The 22,492-nt window shown below is 61.5% G+C and carries 28 protein-coding genes; 1 reads left to right on the forward strand and 27 read right to left on the reverse strand.

What is annotated here, in order from left to right:
* From ACHZCU_RS17215 to ACHZCU_RS17345, 27 genes are all read right to left on the reverse strand, one after another.
* The coding region (locus ACHZCU_RS17215; RefSeq protein ID WP_319519820.1) for a M15 family metallopeptidase at nt 1–2,627 on the reverse strand (2,627 nt) is incomplete at its 3' end.
* 1 nt (nt 2,628) lies between these two features.
* Nucleotides 2,629–3,213 carry a hypothetical protein gene (locus ACHZCU_RS17220; RefSeq protein WP_319519821.1) on the reverse strand — a complete coding sequence of 195 codons (585 nt, stop codon included), beginning with the start codon at nt 3,211–3,213 and terminating at the stop codon, nt 2,629–2,631.
* Between the two features lie 11 nt (nt 3,214–3,224).
* Complete coding sequence (locus tag ACHZCU_RS17225) at nt 3,225–5,261, reverse strand: hypothetical protein (RefSeq protein ID WP_319519822.1); 2,037 nt, start codon at nt 5,259–5,261, stop codon at nt 3,225–3,227.
* Nucleotides 5,262–5,263: 2 nt separating this feature from the next.
* Nucleotides 5,264–5,896 carry a hypothetical protein gene (locus tag ACHZCU_RS17230; protein ID WP_319519823.1) on the reverse strand — a complete coding sequence of 211 codons (633 nt, stop codon included), beginning with the start codon at nt 5,894–5,896 and terminating at the stop codon, nt 5,264–5,266.
* Between the two features lie 122 nt (nt 5,897–6,018).
* The gene (locus tag ACHZCU_RS17235) at nt 6,019–6,294 is read right to left on the reverse strand and encodes a hypothetical protein (RefSeq protein WP_319519824.1); all 276 of its coding nucleotides are present in this window, start codon (nt 6,292–6,294) and stop codon (nt 6,019–6,021) included.
* Between the two features lie 60 nt (nt 6,295–6,354).
* Nucleotides 6,355–7,233: a phage capsid protein gene (locus tag ACHZCU_RS17240; RefSeq protein ID WP_319519825.1), complete on the reverse strand. Its 879-nt coding sequence runs from the start codon at nt 7,231–7,233 to the stop codon at nt 6,355–6,357.
* Nucleotides 7,234–7,447: 214 nt separating this feature from the next.
* Nucleotides 7,448–8,320 (reverse strand): hypothetical protein, encoded by an 873-nt coding sequence (locus ACHZCU_RS17245; protein WP_319519826.1) that lies wholly within the window; start codon nt 8,318–8,320, stop codon nt 7,448–7,450.
* A 12-nt stretch (nt 8,321–8,332) separates the two neighbouring features.
* Complete coding sequence (locus ACHZCU_RS17250) at nt 8,333–8,698, reverse strand: hypothetical protein (protein ID WP_319519827.1); 366 nt, start codon at nt 8,696–8,698, stop codon at nt 8,333–8,335.
* A gap of 1 nt (nt 8,699) precedes the next feature.
* Nucleotides 8,700–10,247 (reverse strand): portal protein, encoded by a 1,548-nt coding sequence (locus ACHZCU_RS17255; RefSeq protein WP_319519828.1) that lies wholly within the window; start codon nt 10,245–10,247, stop codon nt 8,700–8,702.
* Nucleotides 10,248–10,346: 99 nt separating this feature from the next.
* A complete protein-coding gene (locus ACHZCU_RS17260) occupies nt 10,347–10,829 on the reverse strand; it encodes a hypothetical protein (RefSeq protein WP_319519829.1) in 483 nt (160 codons plus the stop codon).
* The gene (locus ACHZCU_RS17265; protein WP_319519830.1) at nt 10,826–12,517 is read right to left on the reverse strand and encodes a hypothetical protein; all 1,692 of its coding nucleotides are present in this window, start codon (nt 12,515–12,517) and stop codon (nt 10,826–10,828) included. The genes ACHZCU_RS17260 and ACHZCU_RS17265 overlap by 4 nt, the downstream gene beginning before the upstream one ends.
* Before the next feature lie 534 nt (nt 12,518–13,051).
* Nucleotides 13,052–13,549, reverse strand: coding sequence for a hypothetical protein (locus ACHZCU_RS17270; protein ID WP_319519831.1), 498 nt, complete (start codon nt 13,547–13,549; stop codon nt 13,052–13,054).
* A 440-nt stretch (nt 13,550–13,989) separates the two neighbouring features.
* Nucleotides 13,990–15,900, reverse strand: coding sequence for a hypothetical protein (locus ACHZCU_RS17275; protein WP_319519832.1), 1,911 nt, complete (start codon nt 15,898–15,900; stop codon nt 13,990–13,992).
* 77 nt (nt 15,901–15,977) lie between these two features.
* Nucleotides 15,978–16,805, reverse strand: coding sequence for a hypothetical protein (locus ACHZCU_RS17280; RefSeq protein ID WP_319519833.1), 828 nt, complete (start codon nt 16,803–16,805; stop codon nt 15,978–15,980).
* A complete protein-coding gene (locus tag ACHZCU_RS17285) occupies nt 16,802–17,881 on the reverse strand; it encodes a toprim domain-containing protein (RefSeq protein ID WP_319519834.1) in 1,080 nt (359 codons plus the stop codon). Before ACHZCU_RS17285 ends, ACHZCU_RS17280 begins: the two co-directional genes overlap by 4 nt.
* Nucleotides 17,878–18,192: a hypothetical protein gene (locus ACHZCU_RS17290; RefSeq protein ID WP_319519835.1), complete on the reverse strand. Its 315-nt coding sequence runs from the start codon at nt 18,190–18,192 to the stop codon at nt 17,878–17,880. The genes ACHZCU_RS17285 and ACHZCU_RS17290 overlap by 4 nt, the downstream gene beginning before the upstream one ends.
* Nucleotides 18,173–18,457: a hypothetical protein gene (locus ACHZCU_RS17295; RefSeq protein WP_319519836.1), complete on the reverse strand. Its 285-nt coding sequence runs from the start codon at nt 18,455–18,457 to the stop codon at nt 18,173–18,175. Before ACHZCU_RS17295 ends, ACHZCU_RS17290 begins: the two co-directional genes overlap by 20 nt.
* Nucleotides 18,450–18,695 carry a hypothetical protein gene (locus ACHZCU_RS17300; RefSeq protein ID WP_319519837.1) on the reverse strand — a complete coding sequence of 82 codons (246 nt, stop codon included), beginning with the start codon at nt 18,693–18,695 and terminating at the stop codon, nt 18,450–18,452. The genes ACHZCU_RS17295 and ACHZCU_RS17300 overlap by 8 nt, the downstream gene beginning before the upstream one ends.
* A 47-nt stretch (nt 18,696–18,742) precedes the next feature.
* The gene (locus ACHZCU_RS17305; protein WP_319519838.1) at nt 18,743–19,060 is read right to left on the reverse strand and encodes a hypothetical protein; all 318 of its coding nucleotides are present in this window, start codon (nt 19,058–19,060) and stop codon (nt 18,743–18,745) included.
* A 1-nt stretch (nt 19,061) separates the two neighbouring features.
* Nucleotides 19,062–19,364 (reverse strand): hypothetical protein, encoded by a 303-nt coding sequence (locus ACHZCU_RS17310; RefSeq protein WP_319519839.1) that lies wholly within the window; start codon nt 19,362–19,364, stop codon nt 19,062–19,064.
* Nucleotides 19,361–20,035, reverse strand: a complete 675-nt coding sequence (locus ACHZCU_RS17315) for a hypothetical protein (RefSeq protein WP_319519840.1) — start codon at nt 20,033–20,035, stop codon at nt 19,361–19,363. Before ACHZCU_RS17315 ends, ACHZCU_RS17310 begins: the two co-directional genes overlap by 4 nt.
* A complete protein-coding gene (locus tag ACHZCU_RS17320) occupies nt 20,035–20,304 on the reverse strand; it encodes a hypothetical protein (protein WP_319519841.1) in 270 nt (89 codons plus the stop codon). The genes ACHZCU_RS17315 and ACHZCU_RS17320 overlap by 1 nt, the downstream gene beginning before the upstream one ends.
* The gene (locus ACHZCU_RS17325; RefSeq protein ID WP_319519842.1) at nt 20,301–20,474 is read right to left on the reverse strand and encodes a hypothetical protein; all 174 of its coding nucleotides are present in this window, start codon (nt 20,472–20,474) and stop codon (nt 20,301–20,303) included. The genes ACHZCU_RS17320 and ACHZCU_RS17325 overlap by 4 nt, the downstream gene beginning before the upstream one ends.
* On the reverse strand, nt 20,471–20,977 hold the full coding sequence (locus ACHZCU_RS17330) for a hypothetical protein (protein WP_319519843.1): 507 nt from the start codon (nt 20,975–20,977) through the stop codon (nt 20,471–20,473). The genes ACHZCU_RS17325 and ACHZCU_RS17330 overlap by 4 nt, the downstream gene beginning before the upstream one ends.
* Nucleotides 20,974–21,354: a DUF3310 domain-containing protein gene (locus ACHZCU_RS17335; protein WP_319519844.1), complete on the reverse strand. Its 381-nt coding sequence runs from the start codon at nt 21,352–21,354 to the stop codon at nt 20,974–20,976. The genes ACHZCU_RS17330 and ACHZCU_RS17335 overlap by 4 nt, the downstream gene beginning before the upstream one ends.
* Nucleotides 21,348–21,479 (reverse strand): hypothetical protein, encoded by a 132-nt coding sequence (locus tag ACHZCU_RS17340; RefSeq protein ID WP_319519845.1) that lies wholly within the window; start codon nt 21,477–21,479, stop codon nt 21,348–21,350. Before ACHZCU_RS17340 ends, ACHZCU_RS17335 begins: the two co-directional genes overlap by 7 nt.
* Nucleotides 21,476–21,685 (reverse strand): helix-turn-helix transcriptional regulator, encoded by a 210-nt coding sequence (locus ACHZCU_RS17345; RefSeq protein WP_319519846.1) that lies wholly within the window; start codon nt 21,683–21,685, stop codon nt 21,476–21,478. The genes ACHZCU_RS17340 and ACHZCU_RS17345 overlap by 4 nt, the downstream gene beginning before the upstream one ends.
* A gap of 165 nt (nt 21,686–21,850) precedes the next feature.
* Between ACHZCU_RS17345 and ACHZCU_RS17350 the strand changes: the two genes are divergently transcribed.
* On the forward strand, nt 21,851–22,408 hold the full coding sequence (locus tag ACHZCU_RS17350; protein ID WP_319519847.1) for a hypothetical protein: 558 nt from the start codon (nt 21,851–21,853) through the stop codon (nt 22,406–22,408).
* The last annotated feature ends 84 nt before the right edge of the window (nt 22,409–22,492 follow it).

Below are 22,492 nucleotides of genomic sequence, written 5' to 3' on the forward strand. Positions count from 1 at the left end.
AGCGCCACCCGGTTAAGGCCGTCATCCACTCCGACAAGCCGGGCATTGCGGATATCGGAAAGCGGGATATCGAATTCGCCGGTCTCGATCGGCGGCAGGGCATCGAGCTGCAATTGCGTGAGATCGGAAAGCAGTTCCTGCGGCCGCGTCTTTTCCATGTCGGAGGGCACGACAACCATGGCGCCGTTGACCTCGCCAAGCCCGCCGAACTGGCGGCCCTGCACCGTGCGCCCGCCGGCGACGCGATCAAGGATCTTCAGATAGGTTTCGTTCGCCACCGTGCCGCCCTCGTCGATCTCGGAAGGATCGAAGCCCTGTTCATTGGCGGATTTCTCGAACAGGATCGCCGCCGTCTGCAGCACGGCCGATTGCAGTTTCGGCTGATGCGCGAAGGCGGTCCCGAGCGCCGGCAGGGCAACCGCCGTCTGGTCGGACTGCGACGGCATCTTGACCGTGAACACCTTCTCGTTTTTCAGCGTCAGCGCGCGCGAAACCTCATCGACAATCGTGGCGTCGCCTGTCGTCAGCGAAAGCGCGGAGGCATGCGCAATCACCGGCGCCTGGTCGGAAAGCTCGGCCAGGATCGGCACAGCCCTGTCGCCCAGCGTATCGATCAGCGTGGCGGAAAAACCGGAAATCGCATCCGGGTTGCGCATCAGCGTTTCGGAAAGTCGCGCCTGTTCGCCGGGCAGGAAGAAGGGCACCGGCTGTTCGTAGATGGTGGAAACCTGATTGCGCTGCAGCTGGCGCTGGGAAAGCGATGTGGCCAGCGCCTCGGCGCTTGTCGGATCGATGGCCGTGACCTCGATCAGCCCGGCGCGACCGGCCTGCCCGAGCGGGTCTGTGGCGCGTTCCTTCAGCAGGTCGTCGGCATGCTTGGCGGCGGCGGCAAGAACTTCCTGTTTGGCGGCGTAGCCGGCGCTGCCGGCGCTGGCGTCCGTCTGGTCTTTCAGCGTCTGCAGCCGCGCGGCGATTTCCGTTTCGCTTTCGGCGTCCATGTTTCGGGTGGCGTCGTATATCTGCTGTGCCTGTTTGCGCGCGCGGTTCCATTCAACGGCCGCCTCCGGCCCGAGAAACTGTTCAACCGTGGCCGCATCAAGCCCGGTTTCGGCCGGATCAAGCCCCTTGCCGTTTTTGGCCATGCTGGCAATGTCGTCGGCGACAAGGCCCTGCAGCTGGGCGGCGCGTGAGCGGAATGCGTTCTTTTCCGCATTCGTCATGTCGGTGGCGTCACGCTGCAGCATTTCGCTGAGCGCTGTAATCTCTCCCAGCATCCGGTTGCCGTATTCGCCGATCGACGGATCGTTTTCCAGCCATTTGTCAACGAGGCTGACGGCAAAGGCTTCCTTTTCCTGCGGGCCGGGCAGGGCGTCGTAAACGCCCTGGATGCGTGCGCGGGATGCCGTGATGGCAACGTCTTCCTTGAGCTTTTCACCTTCCGCCGGCGAAATCGTGTTGTTGGCAACGGCCTGGTCGATCGACGCCTGCGCCCGATAAACCATCTGGCCGACAACCTCGTCGCCGTCGCCATTGGCGCCGTAGCCATAGGCCTGCCGCTCGACATTCACCTGCACGGCGGCAATGCCGTCGGTAAAGGCAACTTTTTCCTCGTCTTTCAGGCGGCGGCCATAATTGGCGGTGATCTGCTGCTGATATCCGAGTGCGCGCTGTGTGATGTTCTGTTGCAATGCCTCGCGCATCTGCGGATCGGCAAAGGCGGGGTCCTCAAGATAGCGCGCCTGAATATCGTTGACGGCGGCATTAAAGGCTGCCGGATCGTCCTGAAATTCCTGCTGTGCCTGAAACAGATCGTTGGAAACGCCGGCCTGCACGCGCCAGAGATAGGCCGATTGCGCCGCCCGGTCATAGGCATCGCCATAGATCGTGCCATCGCGGCGCAGCTGCAGCGGTGCGGTGTTGATCTGGCGTGAAGGGTCGAAAGCGGGCGCCGCCGTGCCCGTGCCGCCGCGCGTGCTGTCGTCTTCAATGTGCCAGTTTTCGTTTCCAAGCGGAAATTTCAGCCCATAGGCCGGCGCATTCTCATGCAGCCACGAAACCACGTTCTGCGGGGCCTTGCTGAGCGACTGGCCGTTATAGGCAACATCCATCGCCTTGCCGTGATTGTGTTGGCTCTTGCCGGGCGGCGCCACCCATTTGCGGGCGGCCTCGGCCGAACCGTATTTGACAAGCGCATCCTGCCACAGCCGCGCCTGGTGATCTTCCGATCGATAGCCGGAATACATGCCCAGTCCGGCGCGAATTTCTTCCGGCGCGGCCTGAAACAGGTTGGCCACCTTGACCGCGAAATTGTCGTCAAGGCCTTCGGTGTGGCTTGCCGCCTTGTTGGAAACGCCCTGCAGGAATTGCTTTGCCGCGATCGGATCGCCATTGATGGCGCGATATGTCGTCGCGCTCTGCAGATAGGGCGCGCCGGCGCTCTCGCCAACAGGCGTTCCGTCTCTTGTCCCGGCGCGAAGTGCCGCCCCCTCGGCCAGCGCGGTCAGCCGCTCGGAAAGTGAGCCGGCAAGATTGGCGAGCGCGGCGGATGCGCCGCCATTGCCGGCAACAGCGGAAGGAACGCCGGACCCGGCGCGGCCCTCGCTTTCAAGGCGTCTGATCGGTGCCATGTCAAGCTCCAAGCTGGCGGATATTGAGCGCGGTATTTGCACCCGTGTTGATGGCATTCAGAAGGCCGCCAGCCGCCGCCATTCCGCCCTTTCGTCTCAAATTGCGAGCGCGTGCACGGTACTGCGCCTGCACGAATTCGCTGTCCCGGCGGTCGATTGATATCTGTTCGGCGGCATCTTCTGCGGTTTTTCGTGCCTGTCCGGCGGCAATGCCACCGGTAAGGTCAACGCCGGCGCTTGCATATTTTCCTTTGGTCTCGCCAAGGATAGAGGCCATTTCGCGCCGGATGCGGTTCTGGCGCTGTTGCGCGTCAAGCCGTTCCTGTCCTGCCTGCAGGTCCGCCTCATCTGCCTGCGCCCGCGCAATGTCTCTTTCGGCAAACCCCATGCCGATCTGTCCGAGCGCCGAAATGGCGGAAAGGCCGATAATGCCAGTCTTGAGCGCTGCAAGGCCGCTGCCGGCCGCGACGGCCGGCGCAACAGTTCCGGCTGCCCCTGCCGCCCCGGCCGCCGTTGCTGCCGTGGTTGCGGCAGCCGCACCGCCGCCCGAGAACAAACCCGCAATTGCCGAAAACGCTGCTTCCATGGAAAGCTCCCCTAAAGTGCAGCCTCAAACGTAATCGAGCGCACGTTCAGTCTACCCGGCCGCACCTGCGAGACCGTCACAAAGGGCTGGTCGGCATAGCCGCGCAGACCGGTAATCTTGATTTCGCCGGTAAAGCCCTGGTTTAATTCACCGACATCGGCCAGCATGCCGTAGCGCATCAGGTTCACGTCGCGCAGCTGGCCGTCATTGGTGCCGACGGCCACGCTTGTCGTATCGGAAAGCGAAAGCCGAACCGTATGAATGCGGCCGCGCCGCTTCAGCACGCGCTCGCCGCCGACCTCGCGCGAAGGCGGCAGCGTTTTGACGATCGGCGGAGACCATGTGCCGACGGTTGCAGCGGAAACCGCGATCGGCAGCGTCAGCGCACCGCCGGAAACCGTGTATGGACCGAAAACATTGCCGTCCGCGATCACCCACACCGAAACGCCGTTGAAACGCGAAAGGCCGCTGATCGTTGACGACGGACTGCCAAACGAAAAGTCGCTGGCATCGTCCAGCAACAGCCCTTCCTCGAACCGCATAAGGGTGCGGTTGCCGCTGCGATCGGAAATAAATGAAATTTCGTTCCGGCCGTTGACGGCCGTTGCATTAAAGGTCAGCCCTTGACTGGTCATCCGCGTGAAAGCGGTTACTTCCTGTTCGCGTAGGATCGTCGCCAGACGTCCATGGCCGGTACTCAAAACCAGAGACAGAAGGTTGGCAGAATTATCGGATGTTGTTTTTTGAAGCGCTAGAGAACCTATTCCGGATTTCATGAGGTGTGGCGCAAGTAACGATATATTGGCCGACTTCAGGTTGCCATCTTCATATGGCCTGTAAAGCTCACCGAGCGATGATCTGTTTTTATAGAGATAGATTGTGGATCCTTCGCTCTCAACGGGTGCGACAGCGCCAGCTGTGCCATTCGTTGAAGCAGGTACGTGGTCTGGTGCCTTGTTGCGTGATAGCCCTCGTTCGGAAATCCAGTATTGGGCTTCGGACGTAAAGATTTGCAGATAAAGAGATGGGTTAATGTGCTCAATGCTCTCACCGCCCTTAGCATCCATCGGAACAAGCGCGGGGCCATCATCCTCGGTAAAGCGGTTGTTGAACTCGAAATAATCCGCCTGGCGGCTCATCATCCAGGCATGCGGCAAGCTCTTGAACCCACCCATCAGCAGGCGCTGATTGTAGAACGCCCCGCATTGCGGCCAGCCTTTGTCTGCGGAAATCACCGGCTCGCCAGGTGCAACGCCGACCGTATCCTTGACCGAAACAATCGCCGCATCCGCCTTGTTCACGACCTTGCCGGAAACCGCCCAGCTGTCGCCCTCATTGCCCTCGCCGCTGAAGGTGATTGATATCTTGTTTGACGATGGCGAGGATACGGCAAAACCGGCGGAAATATTCGGTAGATCGTTCAGCGCGGTCTCGATCGCTGAAACCAGCGTCGGCATGTCGCTTTTATACGTGATCGAGAACGTTTCCTGCTGGGAAATCGTCAGCGTGAAAATCGAGGTGTCATTTTGCAGGCCGACAAATTCCAGCGTCCAGACGGCTGCGACCCCGTTTGTGTAGGTGCCGCCATAATCCCAGCTCGGCAGGTTTTCGAGCGGGGCTGTGTCCACCACCCATCCGCTATCCGTCAGCCTGATCCGCTTTGGCTCCATATCGCGGTGAAAAAGCAGCATCGTGTCGAAGCGCTGCGCATTTGTTGCCTCCGATAGCACGCCGGAAAGGCCGGAAACCGTGATATCGGCGGCTTTGGCCGATGCGCCCCACACCTCGCCGGCATCACCGGCAAAAACGATGTCGTAAGCGCCGCCCTGCGAGCTTTCGAACGGGAAAATTCGGTCTGCGGCGGCGGGCAGGGCGCCGACATGGCGCAGGCCGGGCCGCAACGTAAATCCGCCTTGCGGCGCAATGGTGATGTTTTCGGCGTGTTTGAGGCCGGTTGCGTAATATTTGAGCCGGGTGCGTTCCTCCAGCAACGGGTCCAGTTCGCCGGCGGTAAAGGCGGCCTGTGTGACGCCCGGACTTGAAACCATGGTCAGCCCCTCCAGGCTTGCTCAAGCGGATTTTGCGAAGTGCCCATCGGGCGCGGCGGGTTTGAGAACCCGTCTTCGGAAAGCGCCGTCCGCATCTGCCCGCCGCGAAAATTCTCTGACGCGCTGCCATAGGCTGTTTGCTGCAGTTCGGTGCGGGTGTTGCGGTCGGAGGCCAGCGAATAGGCCATTTCGGCGGCAAGCGCGGTGATGGTCGCGCGTTTGAATGTGGCAGTCCAGAGGCTGGGCGCAGCCCGGAATTTCACCATGGCATAAAGCGGATCGTCGCTGGCGTGGATCTTGCCGTTTGTGAGAATGAAGCGGTTATAGCGGCGATCGGGGTCCGAAGGGTCATCGGTCAGAAAAACCGGCGTGCCGGTGTAGGGCGCCGGAATGTCGAAAACATGATCGTAGCCGGTAAACGCCGTTGCGCCGTCGATGCGGGAGAGCTGGCGCATTTCACGGGCGAACTGAAAGCCGGAAGGCTGAAGGCCGAGGTTGAAATCCACCACCATGCCATAAAGCAGGCCTGCGGCCGAGTTGCCGCCATCGTCATCGTCGAAACTCTGTATCGGGTCCTCGCCGATCATGGCGCAGGCGGCATTTGCAATCGCAAGGTCGGTTTCAAGCAGGTCCATTGCTCACTCCTCAAAGGCAAACGGCCGCCGGGATGTGTGACCGGCGGCCGAACACATCGGCCAGAATAACGCGAAGCGTTTTCGCCCGGACGATGTGCAGGGATGCAGCTAGAGATTTCGCATCAAGCGACGTTCTGTGCTGCAATCGCCACCACGCCGGCGGAATTCGAGCTGACCACGTAGTTGCGGCGCATTACGGTTCCGTCGAGATCCAGCGTGCAATCGATGTGATCGCCTTTCTTCACGCGCGAAGACAGGTCGTTGAAGTAGCCGGCCGTTTCTACGGCGGCGGTGTCGTCATTGGTGACGTATTTATGGACGGCGAGATTGGCGCCGGCCTCGCCGGACGGGTTGGTCATGTAGTCGATCGTCCGGAAACCCTTGACGTTGAAAGCCATGATTTCATTTCTCCTGTTGAGGGGATAAACGGGGCGCCAGGACGCCCCGATCGGAAAGCGTCAGACGATCGCGATCGCCGAGTTGGTGGAGGTGCGGAAGCGCTTGATGCCCTTGCCCTCCTGCAGGGTGGTGGCCGCGCCCTTGGCCTGCATGTTGATCGTCCAGTAGTCCTCGTAATTGTCCCACTGGGTGATCACGCGCAGGTCGGTGTTGTTTCCCCAGCCCATGGCGGACTTGTGCCAGATGAACAGGTCCTGCTTGTTGGAGGCCGGAACCGGGTAAAGATCCTCGGCGTCTTCCTCGACGAACAGGAACCAGTTGACCCCGTTCCAGAACCGGGTATCGGTCGCGCCGACAAAGGGCAGGCCGTTGGGGCCGACATGTTCTGCGGAGTTCACGACCTTATTGGCCAGGAGCTGGTTCCACTGCAGCGACGGAAGCCCGCAATAGACCTCGCCGTTCCACGGCACCTTGTCATCCTGGAGCGCCTTGCAGAGCATCAGGGCGTTGGCAGCCGAGAATGCGCCGGCGGAAAAGTCGAGACCGGAACCGAACGAGGCATGCGCGGCCTGCATCTTGGCGTAGATCTCGATATCGGTCGCGCGGCCGAGCGCATTGGCGCCGCTCTCGTAGATCACTTCCTTTTCGTCGACGGTCATGCGATCGACGTCGTATTCGTCGACGGTATCGAAGGCCACCCAGGTCTCCAGGCTGGCTTCGAACTTCTTGCGCTCGGAATTCGACGGCACGTTGCGTTCGCGGCGGGTCTTCTTCTTCGCCTTGGACTTGCCGGCGAGCCAGAAGACGGCCTTTTCGTTGTTCTCGATGCGGGTTGCCGCCGTCACGGTCGGCCGCAGGCGGTTGCCCTTCTGCTGGTAGATGTGCATCGCGCGGTTGGCGTACTGGGTGGTATTCCAGTTGTTGGCATTGATAGACATGGATCGCTCCGATGTTGATTGATGAGAAAAACACCGTTTGGAGAGGCCGCGCGCAGCATCAGGGTCCGGTCATCAGCCGGAGAGGCCATCACTCTTGCAGGTCCGCCCGTTGTCGAGATCAAGGCTAGGCGCGCGCGGGTGCGGTAAACCGCCCGCACGAAAAAGGCCGGGTCGCCCCGGCCTGTTCTGTCTGCGTTTTTGTCTTGTGACGGTCTCAACCGTAGAGCCGATTATAAGCTTCATCGTAACGTTTGCGCAGATCCTCATCGAAACGCTTGTTCGGGTCTGGATTGTTGCGGTTGCGCGGATCGATGCGTGGATCAGCATCGAGCTTTTTCAGGTCGGCCTCGGTTAACGCGCCTTCGCCGCCGCCCTTGCCTTCCAGCCCGAAACCGCTGTCGTTGATCCGCGCGGACAGCGCCTGCAGGATGGCATTGCCGGCCGCCGTATCGGTCAGCCCCATAAACATGCCCTTGGCTTCGTCGGTGAGCTTTTGCGGCAGGTCCAACTGCTCGATCAGACCCTTGGCGAAGCTTTCCGATTGCTGCAGCGCCTTGCCGACGCCCGCCCTGTCAAGCCCGGTAGCCTCCTGGAAGCTGCGCACCTCTGCTGCTGCATCGAACGGGGCGGAAAGGGCGCCGGCTTCTGCCAGCGGGCCGAACGTGTCGGACAGGAAGCCAGAGAACTGTTCCTGGCTTATCCCGTATTTATGCGCTGCCTCGCGGGCGGAGGCATAAAGCTTGTCTTCTTTCAGGTCGCCAAAGAATGGTGCCAGCTTCTCATCCGGCTCGAAGCTGTATTCATCAGGCGTTTTGGGCGCACTTGGCCGTTGTGCCAGGTCTTTGCGCAGGCCCTCGGCGCGTTTGTTGGCATCGGTGTAACCGCCGAGCAGCTTGCCAAGCGTTTCGTCCGCATCCGCGCCGGTGAATTCCTCCGGCAGGCCTTCCGGCGGTTTCCAGCCGCCGCCGGCCGGATCGCCGCCGTCCCCGCCATTGCCATCGGCGGCCGGGTCTCCGCCGTCACCGCCGCCAAGGCCTTCGCCCTCGAAAACCACAAGCGGCAAGAACCGTCTCAGAAGATCATGCATTGCTTATCACCTCTACACATCACGAGGCTTGATTGCCTCTTTTTCGCCCGCGCTGATATGCCGGGCGATATCGTGCGCGAGGGAATTCTGGCCCTCGCGAAACGCGCCATAGGTCGCCATCGTCGCCGGGTCCCATCCGGCTGTTGCCATGTAGACCGCACGCCGCAACGTCACATCGAACATTGCCTCAAGGGCCTTGCGGCCGTCCGGCGAATTGTAGAAACGCGCCCAGGCGGAGGCGATCGCGCGTTGATCCTCGGCGGCGCGTTTTTGCTTAAGATCAATATCTTTCTTGATCCTTTCGTTCGCCTGCTTAAACCAGTCCCACCCCCCTTCGGCTGCGCCGGAAATGATGCTCTCAATGTCCAGTGGCTGCATGTCATGTTCCTCCTGCGGCGCCGGCCGCCTGCGCGGCGATCGCGGCCGCCTGCATTTCCTGTTCTCGGGTATCCATCGCATCGCGTTCCTTGTCGGAAACCATCAGAGTTTCCGGCACGCCAAAATCGCGGCCGATCATCACCAGGGCCTGCTCAACGCGCGCGACGCGGTTGGAACGATCCGCCATGATCATCAGCACCATCTGCAGCCACTGAACGATTTTCTCTATGCGCTGCGCCTCGCGGGCAATTGCCAGCGGGCTTTTGATGCGCACGCGGATCAGCAGCTGGTCAATCGGAATATCATCGGCGATCAGCCCGCGATTATAGGCAAGCTCCAGCACGCGCTTGACCGCGGGGATCGTGACTTCCTTCACCAGTCGCCCGTAAGCGCCAAGATGGTCGGAAGCGAGCCGTTTGACGCGCTCAAGGATTTCGGTTGCCGAGCGCACTGCGGCGCCTTCGGCCGGCAGGCTCTGGTCCATCATGGTCGCCTTAACGCCCATGCGCATGTCGTTCAAAACCATGTCGGAAAGATCAAGGCGCGGATCGGGGAAACGCTGCACCGATGGGCCGAGCGATCCGCCGTTGCGGGCGACCTTCCAGAAAGACCCCGGCGCTTGCGTTGCCAGATCCGGATTGAACACGCCATCATCAACGGCGGTATAGATCCCGAGCATGGTGATTGCCGCCGCCTGAAGCTGCAGCCGCGCCGTGGTGTTGAGCGTCTTGATCGTCGGCATGGCCAGCATCACCGGACCGCGCCCGTAGGTCTCGCCCGGCACACGGAAATAGCGCGGCACCAGCCAGGGACATGTGCGGCTTTTTGCCTGGTTCAGCCGGCCGTCTTGCTGTTTGCACCACACGGTCATCACCCACTGGTCCTTGCGGGCGTCGTGGATCGTGTCCTGATAGACCTCGATTTCCTTTTCCGGGTCCTGTTCCATCAGGTCCCGCAGTTCCTGGCCGAGTTTGGCGCGCGGCCAGGTATCCTTGATCACCCGGAGCGACATTTTTCGCGTCCAGAAGATGCCGGAAATGCGGTTGCGCGGGCCGTTTTCAAGCAGGATTTCATCGACCGGTACGCTCATCGGCTCCCACAGCTTGTCCGGCGCCGTGGTGCTGTCCATCAGGATAGCGCCGGTTCCGGCCGAAAGCTCCAGCGCCATTTCATGAAATGACATATCCCAATCGCCATCGTCGAAGAACGCGCCGGCAACGCTGGCAATCGGGGCAAGCTGTTTGGCAAATTCGTCGCGTTCGGCCTGGTTGACGATCACCGGCCCCGGTTCAAGCTGGAAGTTGTCTTGTCCCGCCGGCCAGAAATCCTGTTGCAGCTTTCCGGCAAAGCGGAATGCGCTGTCGATTGCGGTATGATCGAAAACCTGATCGACGCGTTTTTCACCGCGCGATCGGCCGTTGCGCTCGCTGTTGGCCGATTTTCGGAACGGGATGGCATACTGGTAGGCCTCATCCAGCAGCGGCTGGAATTCGTCGCGCTCTCGCTGGGCGGCATTGCGCCGCTGTTTGAGCCGGGTTGTTTCGCTCATCAGGCGCCGCCAAGCTTGTCAACGCCGTTGCCGGAAAGGAAGGTCAGAAGCCGGCTGCCTGTCTTGCGCCCGGCCTTTCCGCCGGTCGCCTGGTCAACTTCAGCCTGTTGCCGCGCCAGATCGGCCAACTGGCGTCTCTGGTTGCTCTCCTGCTGTCTGCGAAGATCGCCCGCACCGCTTTTCCCGCCGAATAATCCGCCCATCTCTCTGCCAAAGCTCCGTGTTGTTCCAGTGCTCGACGAAACGAAAGCCGCAGAGGCGGGCAAGCCGCCGGCCGGCATCCGTTGCGCAAAACGTCACGATGGCAGGGTAGGGCGCGGCATCTAGCGTCAACCGGCCGTGGCGGACGATAAGCCGCATGTGGCGGGCGCATTCCGGGCGGACGGAAAACCACGCTTCAGCCCAGCCGTCATTGGGATAAATCCCGAAAAGGCAGATCGGTTTGCCATCCTCCCGCAGAACATGGGTTTCCCCGTGCGACCACATCTGTTTGGCAATTGCCCAGTGAATTTGCGTATGGGCATCGGCCATGTCGGCCATGTCGAAAATCGTCGCAGGTGTTTCGATTTCAAGCGTGGTCATCGGCCGACAAGCCCCACCTTGTGCGGATCGAAGCCGCCACCCCCACCCCAGGGGGACGAATTCCCCCGTTGCGGGCGGCCGAAGCGGTCGCCCTGGCTGGAAGGTCGCGCGGCATCGGCCGCGCCGCGAATGGCGCCTGTACGGCCGCGAAAGCCAAGCACGAGATATTGCAGCCCATCGTGAATATCGGACCACGGATGGCCTTTGTCTGGTTTTTCCTCGTAGTCCGTCGAGGCGGTTTCCGCGCGTTTCTTGTACCGGTATTTGCCTTCAAAACCTTCCAGCAACAGCGGGCATTTCTCCGGGTCAATCAGCAAGTGCGTGTCCGGCTCCAGATAACCACGGATTTCGGCTTTCACCGCATCGAGCCGCATGCCAAGCTCGTTCGAACCGCCGGCGGGAATGAGGATCGGCAGGCCGAGAATGACGGCAAGCGTTTCCATGGCTGAAAGCTGGCCGCCTTCCTGGTCGGCGCCATGCTCTGCCGCCGGGTCCACCCAAATGCGGATTTTGCTGGCGTTTGAATAGTCTTCCGAAAGCTTCTGTTTCAGGGCTTCGCCAAACCGCGCCGCCCCGACGCCGTGCCCCAGATAAAGTTCATCGGCAACAATGATCCGGCCGGGTGCGCGCGTCTGGCCGAGCACGCAGGCAGGATTGAGGGTGTTCATCGAAATATCGATACCGATGCCCAGCGTCAGTTTCGGGTCCGTCATGATCCGCATGCGCGCCACATTCCGCCGCCGGTCGAACCCCTCATAGACCGGCTTGCCGGCGCGGGAATAGCCGAACTCGTTATCGACCATGCGCCGCACAAACCAGTCCTCCTGGTTGCGCACAATGCGGTCGTAATAGTCCGCTTCGAGGTTGAAGCGGTTTTCGGCGTCGTCGGATCGGCCGGACGGTTGCTGAAACAGGTATCGGTCCGGCGTCCGGTTCTTGATCAGGTCGCGATAGGTCCAGCTATCGACCGTCGGCGCGTTCATGTCGCCGATCACCATGCGCTGGCGTTGGCCGCTGACAAGCTTGCGGCCCAGTTTTCGGCTAAGGTCCTCGATCTCGTCCACTGTCAGCAGGTTTTTCGACGCCGGATAGCGGCCGACGCGCTGCTCCATATCGGCCAGCGAACCATCTGCATGTGTGTCGATTTCGTTCAGCCATCCGCCGGAATATTCCCGGCCTTTCATCATGGTTTCAATCGAGTTTTCGCCAAGGCCGGCGAATTCCGTGATGGCCTCAACGCGAATGCCATCGACCATGAAACGCAGTATATGCGTCACCGGACGGTCGTTGCCGCCGGCCCAGGACGAACCCGGATAGCCTTTCGGAAACCACTGTTTCCAGCTTTCCAGCACGGTCTTTTCCGCTGATCGGAAGGTGTCGCGGAGAACCACCCAACGGCACATGCGCGTCGGCTTGCCGTCTTCAGGGTGCCAGGCGATCGGGGCTTTTGTGGCGGCATAGATGCGCTTGAAAACGCAAGCCGTCGTCTTCCCGCCGCCAAGCGGACCCATGATTACGGTCGTCAGCAGGTCCGATTTGATGAACGCCTGCGCAACCGGGCCGGGCGGCGTGTAACTGAATGGCGAAAAGTTATCATTGATCTCAAGTTTGGCGACGAGGGCGCGTTCCTCCTGCGTGTCCAGTCGCTTGAGATCGTCGCGTGTAATACTGCCGATCGTGTCGCTCATGCGCGCGCCCTCACAATGCAAGAACCAGTCGGCGCGCATGCGCGCGCGCCGACACCGAATAAGTCACCTGAAGGCCGGAGGCCGTAAGGTGTCCTTTCAATCATCGTCAGTTCGGCATTCTGTCGACCGTATGAAGGGCAAAGACCTTCCATCCCCCGACCCCGGCAGAAGCGGGAAGGGCGCCGGCGCGGCCTTGATGATCCCCCGCACCCCCATGGCTCCCGTCTGAACGCGACGCAACGTCCAGATTGACCGGTTCCCGGATCACTGACACCCGATTGCTCAAATCGGGATCGGTGCGCAAGCGCCTCCCCCCTCGGGGCGGGGGTGCCCCCCTTTCGGGGGAAGGCCTCGGCGGCGGCCGCGATCCGGCGGCAAAAAATCTGGCGGGCGAGGGGCAGGGGGCAGGGGGCAGTGCCGCCCGTGGCCGATCGTCCGGCCCGGCTCTGCCACTGATATCTGATCAGTTGCCGATTGAATGATTTCAATGCTTTACGAGCCGTGTGACTGTTGAGACCAAAAGTCACAAATGCGTCAATCTTCCATGTCATTGTTTTTATTTGCCTTTTCTTCAATGAGCGGCTGGCCGACTGACAGGCCCTTTTGCTCGGCCAACTGCCGCGCCTGGTCGAGCTGGTTGGTGCCGAGATGGAGGAACAGGGCGGGCAGCATTTCCTCAAGCTGCTGGGGCATGCTCATGATCTTGGCATGGAGGTAGGGCGCAAGCTGCACCCGCATGGCATTCTGGTCCTGCATCACCTGCCAGAGGCTCGGCGGCTTGTCCGGCTGGCGCTCGCATATCCAGGCATGCAGCTGCTCGGCCGGCATCGTGACATACTGCATCATCGCTTCGACCGGATCGGCATAGCCTTTCTCGTCCTGCAGGGCGAGAAGGTCGCGCGATCGCTTGTTTGTCGCGCCTTTCGGCCGTCCGGGCTTGCGCCTGGGCTTGGCCTTGCGGTCGCGCTCCAGCCGTTCGGCCTCGCGCCGCTCCCAGCTCGCCCCGGCGTCGGCGAACTCACCCCAATCCATATTTTCAGTTTCTTCGGATTGTTTATTCATGGCCCTGCCTTTCGACTGTCTAGAGACTGTCTAAACGCTGTCTTATGAATAACGTAATAAATACAATACGTTATATATAAATTAGACAATTAGACAGTTAGACAGTCATTCTCTACACATGCGCGCGTGTGTGTGCGTATGTACGAGACGAAACGCTGTCTAATTGTCTAATTGTCTTGTGGTTCTGATTTTGCATTTCAAAACAATGCCTTGGCGGCGCAAAATCCGTAGACAGTAGCAAGACAGTGCTAGACAGTTTGTCTGTCTCGCCACACGCATGAGTGCACCATACGCCCACGCACGAACGGTCAACCGCGCGATTTATTGCAATTCGACGGGTCCGGGTGGGGGATTTCGGGTGCAAAATGACGCAATCGGGCGGCGCTCTGCATCGTCTGGTTGAGATCATGCTAGAGCGCTCCGTATGCCTTGAGGTCGACAAACAAACACCGCACCTGTCGCCCGGCGATGGTCACGCGGTTATCCTCGCGCCCGCTGCCGTCGTCGATGCCGCGCTGCACGATGTGCGGCGGCGCACGGCGCAGCGCCCACTTCCACGATCCGTTGCCGCCACGGTCGCCGAATGGCGTATCCAGCAGCGCACGGCCGATCTTCTTCGAACTGTTGGGAACGGCGAGGATCAGCCCGCCCTTGACGCTGCCATAAAGCCCGAGATCCGCATGGCCCAGCTTGCGCCGCGTCTCCTCGAATGCGCCCGTCGCGCTGCCGCCCATGGCGTCGCTGCTGCGGCCCTGCTTCAGATCGTCCAGCACCTCGGAAACCGTGTTCCGCACCCCGCCGGAATAGGCATCGATCTCGCTTGTCAGAATAAGGTCGATCGCCTGGCGCCAGGTCTCGCCCGCGCCTTCCAGCTCCGGCATGGCCTCGGCCTGCAGCCATTCGCCCCAGCGGTGCAGGTCGCCGCCCTGTTCGCTCGGCATACCCAAGGCATGCAATCCGTCATCGCCGATCAGCGTATGCGCCAGCGCCAGAAACGTGCCATAGGTCTTTTGTCCCCGGCTGTTGTGCCCGGCCTCGCGCAACACGGCATAATACTGGTCCAGCTTGTAATCGAGATCGCCCCAGCCATCCGCAAGGATCCGCAACAGGCGCGGTCCCACAGTCTCGGCCGCCGGCAGCGTCGGCGCCTTGTTGCTGGTCACCTTCAGCGGCATCATTTCCACGATCACAAGCCGCGTGAGGTTTGCCGGTGGAATGGGCGGGGGATTGATCCCCGAAAAGGCGAAACTCGATTGCGCTTGAAATTCCACGCCCTTGTGGTTCTGCCCGCCACGGATGCGCACCGATCCCGAAGCCGCATCACGCGCCATCTTGATCACCTTCTGCGCCTGGTCCTGCCCGTCCTCGCCTTCCAGTTCGTCGATCGCGATCGGCACGCTGTCATGGCCGACAAGCTGGTAAAGCCCGGCCTCGCTGGCGTTCGTCGTGGCCACCATCATCTTGCCGAGCACAGAACGGATCAGCCCGTTCTTGCCGAAAAGCTCGGATTTGCCCGTGCCGGCATCGCCGACCATGAAAATCGACGGTCGCCAGTCCAGCGCGCCGCCCAGCATGGCCACGCCGAGCCAGCCGATCAGAAACATCACATCCACATCGCCGCGCGCGAAATTCCACGTCCGCAATATCTCGAAAAGCGTGGTCGCTGGATTGTCCTTCTGCGCAACAGGTTCGGCCCATGGCGTAAAGCTCGCCGGCCGTCGCGGATAGAAATAGCCGTCATATTCGCCGGTATCTTCCAGCTGTCCCTCGATCCACATGGCATCGCCGCAATGGATCATCAGCCCGCCCTGGTCATCGCGCCAGGCGCCGCGCCCGCGCACGGTGTCGCTCATGCTCCATGCGCCGCGCGCCCGGCAGGCTGCAAAAAGATCGCGCCGCACGCGCTCGCTCTTGAAGCCAGGGTCGGCCGCCATCTTTTTCGGTTCCTTGGCAGGCCACGCCCAGTAAAGAAAATCCTCATGCCCGGCGAAAAGGATCTGCATCCGCTCAACACCCAGTCGCCCGGCAGCGGCAGAGTTGAAAACCTGCCCCATCGTGTCGACGAAATAAAACGCCTCGCCTTCATAGCCGAGCGGGCGCACCGGGCATGCCTTGGGCAGAAAACCGGTGTCATCGATTTCGCCTTTTTCCGGCCATTCTCCCGGCGGCACCCCGTTCCATGGCTGGCCGGGCAGCGGATAAACCGCATCGCGCCGCTTTGCCTCCAGCTTGGCGCGCTGCCCGGCCGCCGCAATCAGCCCGCCGACGCGTTTCGCGCCGCCGTTCTGGCCGCCGTTTCCCGTGTTGTCCTGCTCTTGCATTGCAATTTACCTGTGGAAAACTTTTCTTCACCCGCAAAAGCCGGTCTGAAACCGGCTTCAGGTTGACAATTGACCGCTCAGTTTCGCGGAGCCTTGCGGCGGCTTTTGCCCTTTGCGGCCGTTTTGCGGGTCGTGGGCGGCGTTTTCACAGTCTTGCCAGCTCCTCCAGCCGCGCCATCCGGTGCGCCCTGCTGTCCGTTCCCGTCGCCTGCAGGGGGCGTATCACCATCGCCCGGAACCACCGGTGCACCCTGCGGTGCTCTGCCTGCTTGCGGTTCCGTGTTCGTGCCAGCTTGCGGCTGTTGATTTGCTGTTTCTTCTTCACTGGGCGCTCCAAGGTTGATTGGCTGCATCTGCGCCCCGTCCTCATGCTCGACGATCGCCGGCGGCATTTCGGGGGCAGGGGCTTTCGGTTTGGAAAGGTTTTTGAGGAAATCCAGCGCATGCGGCTCCATCTCGCCCATGCTGCCGATCGGCTCAAAAATCGTGTCTTCGATCTTCGGCGCCGCCGGCGCTTTGCGCCCCTCTGCAAGGCGCATTTCCTCGCGGAGGCCGCGTTCGGTCGCCAGCTTGTCAAGAAGGGGCTTGAAGGTTTCGCAAAACAGCAGGAATGCCCATTTCCGGCTTTGCTCGACATCGGCAAAGGCCCGGCTTTCCGGCATCCCGTCGTTGATCATGCCGCGCATGCGGCACTGTATCCAAAGTTGCTCGCCACCGGCCTGCTTGCTGGCTGTATAGCAGGCCATGCCGTATATCTCGGTCGCCAGCGCATCGCCCTCAAGGCCGGTTCCGGCCCAGTCAGCGCCATCCATCTCGTTCAGCATGCCGTAAAGCTGGCTCGAGGCCGCATGAGCCACGGCCGCCGCCGCTTCTATCGTGTCCAGTTCCAGAAAATCGAGTTTCACCACTCTCTCCTCGTATAAGCATCGTTGACGTCTTTCCCCCAGCTCGCCGGCATGGAAACCACTTCCACCGGCTTGCCGAAGCCTTTGATCCGCGCCACCGCGCGGCGAAACAGGTCCTGCGCCTGGCGCTTGCCCCAGTCATTGTCCTGAAAGATGATGAAGCCGCTCGCAGCCGCGTGGTCGGGCATATGCAAAAGCCCGGACAGCGAGCCGGTTGCCCACATGCGCAGCTCGGGGGCGGCAATCGCGGCGGAATATCCATCCTCACAGCCCTCGACGATGCCGACCAGGCCGCAAACGCCCTCGCGTGCGGCCTGCTCCGCGCCGATCCCGGCCGCGCCATTGGTCAGGCGGATCACAAGCCCGCTGGTTTCGGGAAACATCAGCTTGGCCTTGAACACGTCGGCCTTGCCGCTGCCGTCGGCGCGCAGGAATGTGTAATGGTTCGCCGCCACCTTGCCGCCGGCCGTCACCATGGCGTGCACCATGGCCGGCATCAGCGGCCGTTCGTCTTCCATCCAGTATTCGCAGTCATGGCGATACCGGATCGCGTGCCCGAGTGCGGGAATGGCGGAAAGGGCAATGCCCCGGCTTTCCAGATATGCCTCCACCGGCGTGCCGGCCACGTTCTCGCTGCAGGCATAGAAAAACTTGCGCGCCCGGTTGATATTGTTTTCCCGCCGGGCCTTTTCCTTCGCCTCGGCCGCCAGCCGCCGGCTTTTTCCCTCGGCCTCCATCCGCCGCTTGCGCGCCGGGTCCATGTTCTTCAGGCCGTAGCGTTCTTCCAGCCATTCCACCGCCGCCATGCGGCTGTCATCGCTCACCGCACCGGCCAGCGCATAGGCCACCAGGTCAATCGCATCGCCCTTGTCGTTGGAAACGAAATCCTTGAACGCGCCGCGCCGGTTGCCCGTCAGCCAAACCACCATCTGGTCCGGCTTGGCCTTGGCCCGATAGGGATTGACGATATTCCAAAGCCCGGTGCGCTTGTGGCGCCGGCTGGCGCGGTAAAGCTCCTCGACGATGCTTTCCAGATCGTCGATCGCGCGTTCCTTGGCGACGGAAAAGCGGCTCATTTGGCTTTACGCCTCCTGCCGCTGGTGAATGCCGGCAGCGGGTCGGCCAGGCGCAATGTCTGCCCCCCCCCAGCAAACAGGCAATCATCCTGCTCGGTCAGCATGCCCTTGCCGGCAAGGCTCGTAACGGTCTCCGCCTTCACATGCTTGCCGTCGGGAATGGAGAAATACACATAGCCATTGCCCAGCCGGATCGCCGTTTCGCTGTCGGATGACATGCGGGCAATAATATTTCCTTTTGCCTGCAGGCGTTCGACCAGGCGCTTTTCATTGGCTGAAAGATGTGGGGTCTCAGGCATGATCACCTCCAATCATCACCGCCTCGATCCGCGCCAGCGCGCGGTCAAAGGCCGTGTCCTCGCGGGCCTTTTCCACCCGGCGAAGATGTTTCGAAATGTTCTGCTTCGTGCAGCCGCACAGCGTGGCCGCGTCGGTCTGGTTCAGGTTGCAGCCGGTCACCAGCAGATAGATCTCGACCGCCTTTTTCCGGGGCTGCAGCTCCGGCATGAAGGAAACGGCAAGGCGTATGGATCGAAGCGCCGTTCCGCCGGCGCGCAGCATCAGCCGGTCAGTCATCGGGGAACACCCCTTCCGCCCCGCGCCGCCGCGCTTCGATCGTGCGCAGCGCAAACCGCAAGGCGGTAATCTGTGCCGGAAAGGCGCGTTTCTCCCGCCTGATCCGCCGCCATGTCTCGCGTGAAATCCCGGCCGTATCCGCCAGCTCGGAATGATGCACGTCCATGACCTGCCGCCGCGTCTCGATGGTAGAGAGCGCATCCGCCTGGTCGGGCCGGTAAAGATTTCGCTTCGTCATCTCGCCACCTGGTCAAAGGCGGCCCTACGCACAACAAAAAGGCCTTGTTACTGTTTGGATGCGAGCGCCCATTTCTTGGCACGGCCGATGAAATCATTGGCTTCCTGCACCGTTTCAAACACTTCGACATCGCGTGTCAGTTCGGTGTCGTAGGAGATGCGCTCGTATTTTCCGGTTTCGTCCATATTGGTGACCACAGCGGCTTCCCATGCATAGGGATAGGGGTGTGCGATCGGACCGTTAATAAGCGAAAGGCCAAAACCGTTCGGCAATCTGTAAAGGCGCTGAACGCCGCCTGCCGCCGGATTGCCGCGCTCAAGGATCAGCATGTCGTTCGTGATCTGGATTTCCTGTGTGTCTGCCATCTCACTTTGCCTCCATCTTCAGTTTGAATTCCGCCGCGCGCTGCCAGTTGCAAAGCGCGGCCGCTATCCCGCTCGTCGAGCTGGACCTGATACCGGCCAGAATGATGAACGTGCCGTTCCAGCTGTCGCGCGTCTTCGCGCCTTCCTCGGCGCCAAGCTTTTCCAGCGCCGCCGCTGCCGCCGTCCGGTGCGCAGCCACGCTGGCGTGATATTGCGCCCATGGCTCGACCGCGATTGCCGGTATCGCCGCCCGCAGCCCCGCAACCACGCCAATCAACCGCCGCAATTCGTCCTGTTGGCTCATGCCGCATTCTCCATCAGCAGTGTGCCCCACTGGTCGGCCATGGCCTCGGCAATGCCGGGAAAAAAGCGTGAGCGTTCGTGGCCGCGATTGCCTTTCGGCGGCATCCGCCAGACGCGGTTCCACTGTTTCCATTCGGCGCTGTTTCTTTCGGGTTCCTGCAGGCGCTGCGTTTCCGCCAGCGGCGGCAGGCCGCGCGTGTAGAGGCCGGTATTCTTGTATTCCGCATGACCGAACCAGTGCGGCTGCACCATTTGCGGGCGCGGCAGGTCGGCGGGCATGCGCGCCCTGGCGATATCGTGCATTTCCGGGTTTTCAATCGCGACACGGTCAACTGGCGCGCGCCAGCAGGTCAGAAACAGGTCAACGCCTTCCTCGAATTCCGCTTTCATGCTGTCCCATGTACGCCCGCGCGGCAGCGCTTTCGGCGGCGTCATCATGCCGGGGCCGGAAAGCCAGCGCCGGCCGGATCGGCAAAGCCGCGTGCACGGCGGATGCGCAACAATCAGAAGGTCCCAGCCATCACCGAGAATGGCACGCACATCGCCGGTAATATGCCGGTTGCTGCCATCCTCGGCCGGCAGCAGGTCGCATGACCACGCGTCATGTCCGCGCGCCAGAAAGGCGTTGCGCACCGTGCCGGAAAACTCGCATGCGGCAAGAACCCGGCCCATCACCGCTCACCCCGCGCAAAAAGCGCCCTCAGATCGTCCACATCGGCGCGTTTGCCGTGTGTCACCGTGCCGGCCAGCATCATCTGGCCGGTTGCGGCGCTGTAGCTGTGGCCGGTAAGTTCGACGCCGCCGGCGGAAAGGGCGGCGGATATGCGGTTCATCACGGCCAGCTGGTCGCGGTAGACCGCGCGCACGGCGGCCGGGCCTTCCGCCCGCGCATCCGCCGGCACAATGCCCCTGAGCCTGATTGTCGCGCCGGCGAAACTCATGACAGGCCTCCCGAAAGCAGCGCGACGCCCAGCAGCGCGGCCATGCCGGCACAAAACAGCACGCCGCCGATGGCATGGCGCACAAGCGCGCCCTGCAGCCGGTCACGATCCGCCCGGATCGCCGAAACCCTGCGCGTGGCAGCCCGGTCCATCTCGTCGCGATGCTTCATGCCGCACCGCCTTTCGCCTTGGCGCGGTATTCCGCTTCCAGCGCCGCCAGACCCAGTGCAATAGACTTGATCAGATCGCGTTCCGCCGTTGTCGGCCGGTACCATTCATCGGCAAACGGCCACCATGCCGGCGTAAATCCTTTTGGCTGGCCGTCGTCATGGGCATGAAGGGCGTAGCAGCCGGAAGCGGCCGCCAGCACGGCAGGGCCGTGCGCGTCGTCATGCTCCACTGTCCAGCCCTCGACGGCAACCTGCCTGTACCGCTCGTTGATCGCGGCCATCAGCGCCCGCAATCCCGCAGCGCGGCCATGTCCTGCCAGGTTTTTAACCGTGTCGGTGGCGGCGCGCGTGTTCCAGCGATCGGCATCCTCGACCGGCCAGGCGTAGACCCCGATCGGGCACCGTTTCGCGCCTTCACCTTGTTCGACGTGCTGCAGCGTTCCGCCACGATCCATCATTTTGTCGCCACAAAACGGGCAGGGTTTGAATTCCTTACTGCTCATGACACACCGCCTTTCCGGCGCGCAATCTCGCGGTCGAGATACCACCGCGCCTTCTCAAGATCCTCGATCGCATTGCCCTTCAGGTCGGCGCGCCAGATGTATTTCACCGCATTGCCGAGGTTGAACCCCATATGCTCGGTGATCTGGATGCACTCGATGCCGGAAGGATGCTTGGTGTAATGCTTCGAATGGTTGACCGGATCGGGATCGGCCGACGGTGTGTGCAGCGCCCATTGTGTCGCCCATTGTATTCTGTCGGCACTTTCCTCAGCGATGCACGACGGACATATGTTCGACGTCGTAAAGGTAGATGAAGCGTATTCCTTGCCGCACACGATACACAGGCCGGGTGCGAAAAATTTTGGATCTACTACCATCCCCGTTTCCTCCCTCTGCCGCGCGTGTCATTGCCATTGGCTCGGCCGATCAGAAGGCCGATGCCGCCGGACACGATGAAGAACACAAACACGAGGGCGAGAAGCCCGATCACGATCCAGCTCATGACCCCGTCCTTTCCCGCATGACCTCCAGCCGCTCGCTTACCATCTCGTCGAGCGCGGTCTTGAGCTTTTGCAATGTGCGCTCGCTCACCGTCCGCCGGTTGGCCTTGCGCGCCGTGTATGTCGTTGGATGTACGCCGGCGCGCTGGCACAGATCGGCCTGCGAAATCCCGGCGGCAGCGCGACGTTTTTCAATTTCCGAAAACATTGCAAATCACCCTTGCGAACTGATTTGCATATATGCATAAGCAATATTGCTTATTTTGCAAGGTGTTTTTTTGTGACTGCGTTAGCACTCCCCCATAATATATTTGCGCGCATGACGGATAATCAGCGCGATACAAAAGCTTGGCTCAAGGCGGTGGCAGACCATATGAACCTGTCGCTGTCCAAGCTCGCCCTCAATGCGGGCATGGCCGCCTCGACGCTGACCCGTTATTACAATGACACGACCGGTTCGGTCGGTATTACGCAGACCTCGCTTGAGAATGTCGCCCGCTATTCCGGCTTTCGGCCGGGGCAGATGCCGGGCCGCAGCATCTCCGGCATGGCCGAACCCGACGCACTTCCCTATGCCAATGACAACGAGCCGCGCCCGGCGTGGATAACCGCCGCCGTGCAGGCAGCCAGCAATGGCCGCAACGGCGTCGAAGCATGGATCATGAAGGGCGGCGCGCTGGACGGTATGGGCATCATGCCCGGTGATATCGTCATTATCGACCAGAACCGCCGCCCAAAAACCGGCGATATCGTGATTGCCCAGATCATCGATCCAGTGCGCGGCACGGCGGAAACGGTCATGCGGCTCTATCAGGCCCCGTTCATCACTTCACATTCCATGCGCCTCGGCCCGCAGCGGCCCGAGCAGGTTGACGACGATCGCGTTTCGATCGCCGGCACGGCCATCGGCATCATTCGCCACCCCGAATAAGTTTTTCGCAGCTCGACACTTCGCACCATCCTTGCACCCGGCTTCGCCAGGGGGGGCAGGTCATGGTCCGCTGCGCTGATTTTT

Source organism: uncultured Martelella sp., from assembly GCF_963677965.2.
Taxonomy (GTDB): Bacteria; Pseudomonadota; Alphaproteobacteria; order Rhizobiales; family Rhizobiaceae; genus Martelella; species Martelella mangrovi.

Bases quoted from the DNA above. Each gene is read 5' to 3' on its own strand.
- ACHZCU_RS17220 (WP_319519821.1), bottom strand. From the start codon at position 3,213: ATGGAAGCAGCGTTTTCGGCAATTGCGGGTTTGTTCTCGGGCGGCGGT.
- ACHZCU_RS17225 (WP_319519822.1), bottom strand. From the start codon at position 5,261: ATGGTTTCAAGTCCGGGCGTCACACAGGCCGCCTTTACCGCCGGCGAA.
- ACHZCU_RS17230 (WP_319519823.1), bottom strand. From the start codon at position 5,896: ATGGACCTGCTTGAAACCGACCTTGCGATTGCAAATGCCGCCTGCGCC.
- ACHZCU_RS17235 (WP_319519824.1), bottom strand. From the start codon at position 6,294: ATGGCTTTCAACGTCAAGGGTTTCCGGACGATCGACTACATGACCAAC.
- ACHZCU_RS17240 (WP_319519825.1), bottom strand. From the start codon at position 7,233: ATGTCTATCAATGCCAACAACTGGAATACCACCCAGTACGCCAACCGC.
- ACHZCU_RS17245 (WP_319519826.1), bottom strand. From the start codon at position 8,320: ATGCATGATCTTCTGAGACGGTTCTTGCCGCTTGTGGTTTTCGAGGGC.
- ACHZCU_RS17250 (WP_319519827.1), bottom strand. From the start codon at position 8,698: ATGCAGCCACTGGACATTGAGAGCATCATTTCCGGCGCAGCCGAAGGG.
- ACHZCU_RS17255 (WP_319519828.1), bottom strand. From the start codon at position 10,247: ATGAGCGAAACAACCCGGCTCAAACAGCGGCGCAATGCCGCCCAGCGA.
- ACHZCU_RS17260 (WP_319519829.1), bottom strand. From the start codon at position 10,829: ATGACCACGCTTGAAATCGAAACACCTGCGACGATTTTCGACATGGCC.
- ACHZCU_RS17265 (WP_319519830.1), bottom strand. From the start codon at position 12,517: ATGAGCGACACGATCGGCAGTATTACACGCGACGATCTCAAGCGACTG.
- ACHZCU_RS17270 (WP_319519831.1), bottom strand. From the start codon at position 13,549: ATGGATTGGGGTGAGTTCGCCGACGCCGGGGCGAGCTGGGAGCGGCGC.
- ACHZCU_RS17275 (WP_319519832.1), bottom strand. From the start codon at position 15,900: ATGCAAGAGCAGGACAACACGGGAAACGGCGGCCAGAACGGCGGCGCG.
- ACHZCU_RS17285 (WP_319519834.1), bottom strand. From the start codon at position 17,881: ATGAGCCGCTTTTCCGTCGCCAAGGAACGCGCGATCGACGATCTGGAA.
- ACHZCU_RS17295 (WP_319519836.1), bottom strand. From the start codon at position 18,457: ATGACTGACCGGCTGATGCTGCGCGCCGGCGGAACGGCGCTTCGATCC.
- ACHZCU_RS17300 (WP_319519837.1), bottom strand. From the start codon at position 18,695: ATGACGAAGCGAAATCTTTACCGGCCCGACCAGGCGGATGCGCTCTCT.
- ACHZCU_RS17305 (WP_319519838.1), bottom strand. From the start codon at position 19,060: ATGGCAGACACACAGGAAATCCAGATCACGAACGACATGCTGATCCTT.
- ACHZCU_RS17310 (WP_319519839.1), bottom strand. From the start codon at position 19,364: ATGAGCCAACAGGACGAATTGCGGCGGTTGATTGGCGTGGTTGCGGGG.
- ACHZCU_RS17315 (WP_319519840.1), bottom strand. From the start codon at position 20,035: ATGGGCCGGGTTCTTGCCGCATGCGAGTTTTCCGGCACGGTGCGCAAC.
- ACHZCU_RS17320 (WP_319519841.1), bottom strand. From the start codon at position 20,304: ATGAGTTTCGCCGGCGCGACAATCAGGCTCAGGGGCATTGTGCCGGCG.
- ACHZCU_RS17325 (WP_319519842.1), bottom strand. From the start codon at position 20,474: ATGAAGCATCGCGACGAGATGGACCGGGCTGCCACGCGCAGGGTTTCG.
- ACHZCU_RS17330 (WP_319519843.1), bottom strand. From the start codon at position 20,977: ATGAGCAGTAAGGAATTCAAACCCTGCCCGTTTTGTGGCGACAAAATG.
- ACHZCU_RS17335 (WP_319519844.1), bottom strand. From the start codon at position 21,354: ATGGTAGTAGATCCAAAATTTTTCGCACCCGGCCTGTGTATCGTGTGC.
- ACHZCU_RS17340 (WP_319519845.1), bottom strand. From the start codon at position 21,479: ATGAGCTGGATCGTGATCGGGCTTCTCGCCCTCGTGTTTGTGTTCTTC.
- ACHZCU_RS17345 (WP_319519846.1), bottom strand. From the start codon at position 21,685: ATGTTTTCGGAAATTGAAAAACGTCGCGCTGCCGCCGGGATTTCGCAG.
- ACHZCU_RS17350 (WP_319519847.1), top strand. From the start codon at position 21,851: ATGAACCTGTCGCTGTCCAAGCTCGCCCTCAATGCGGGCATGGCCGCC.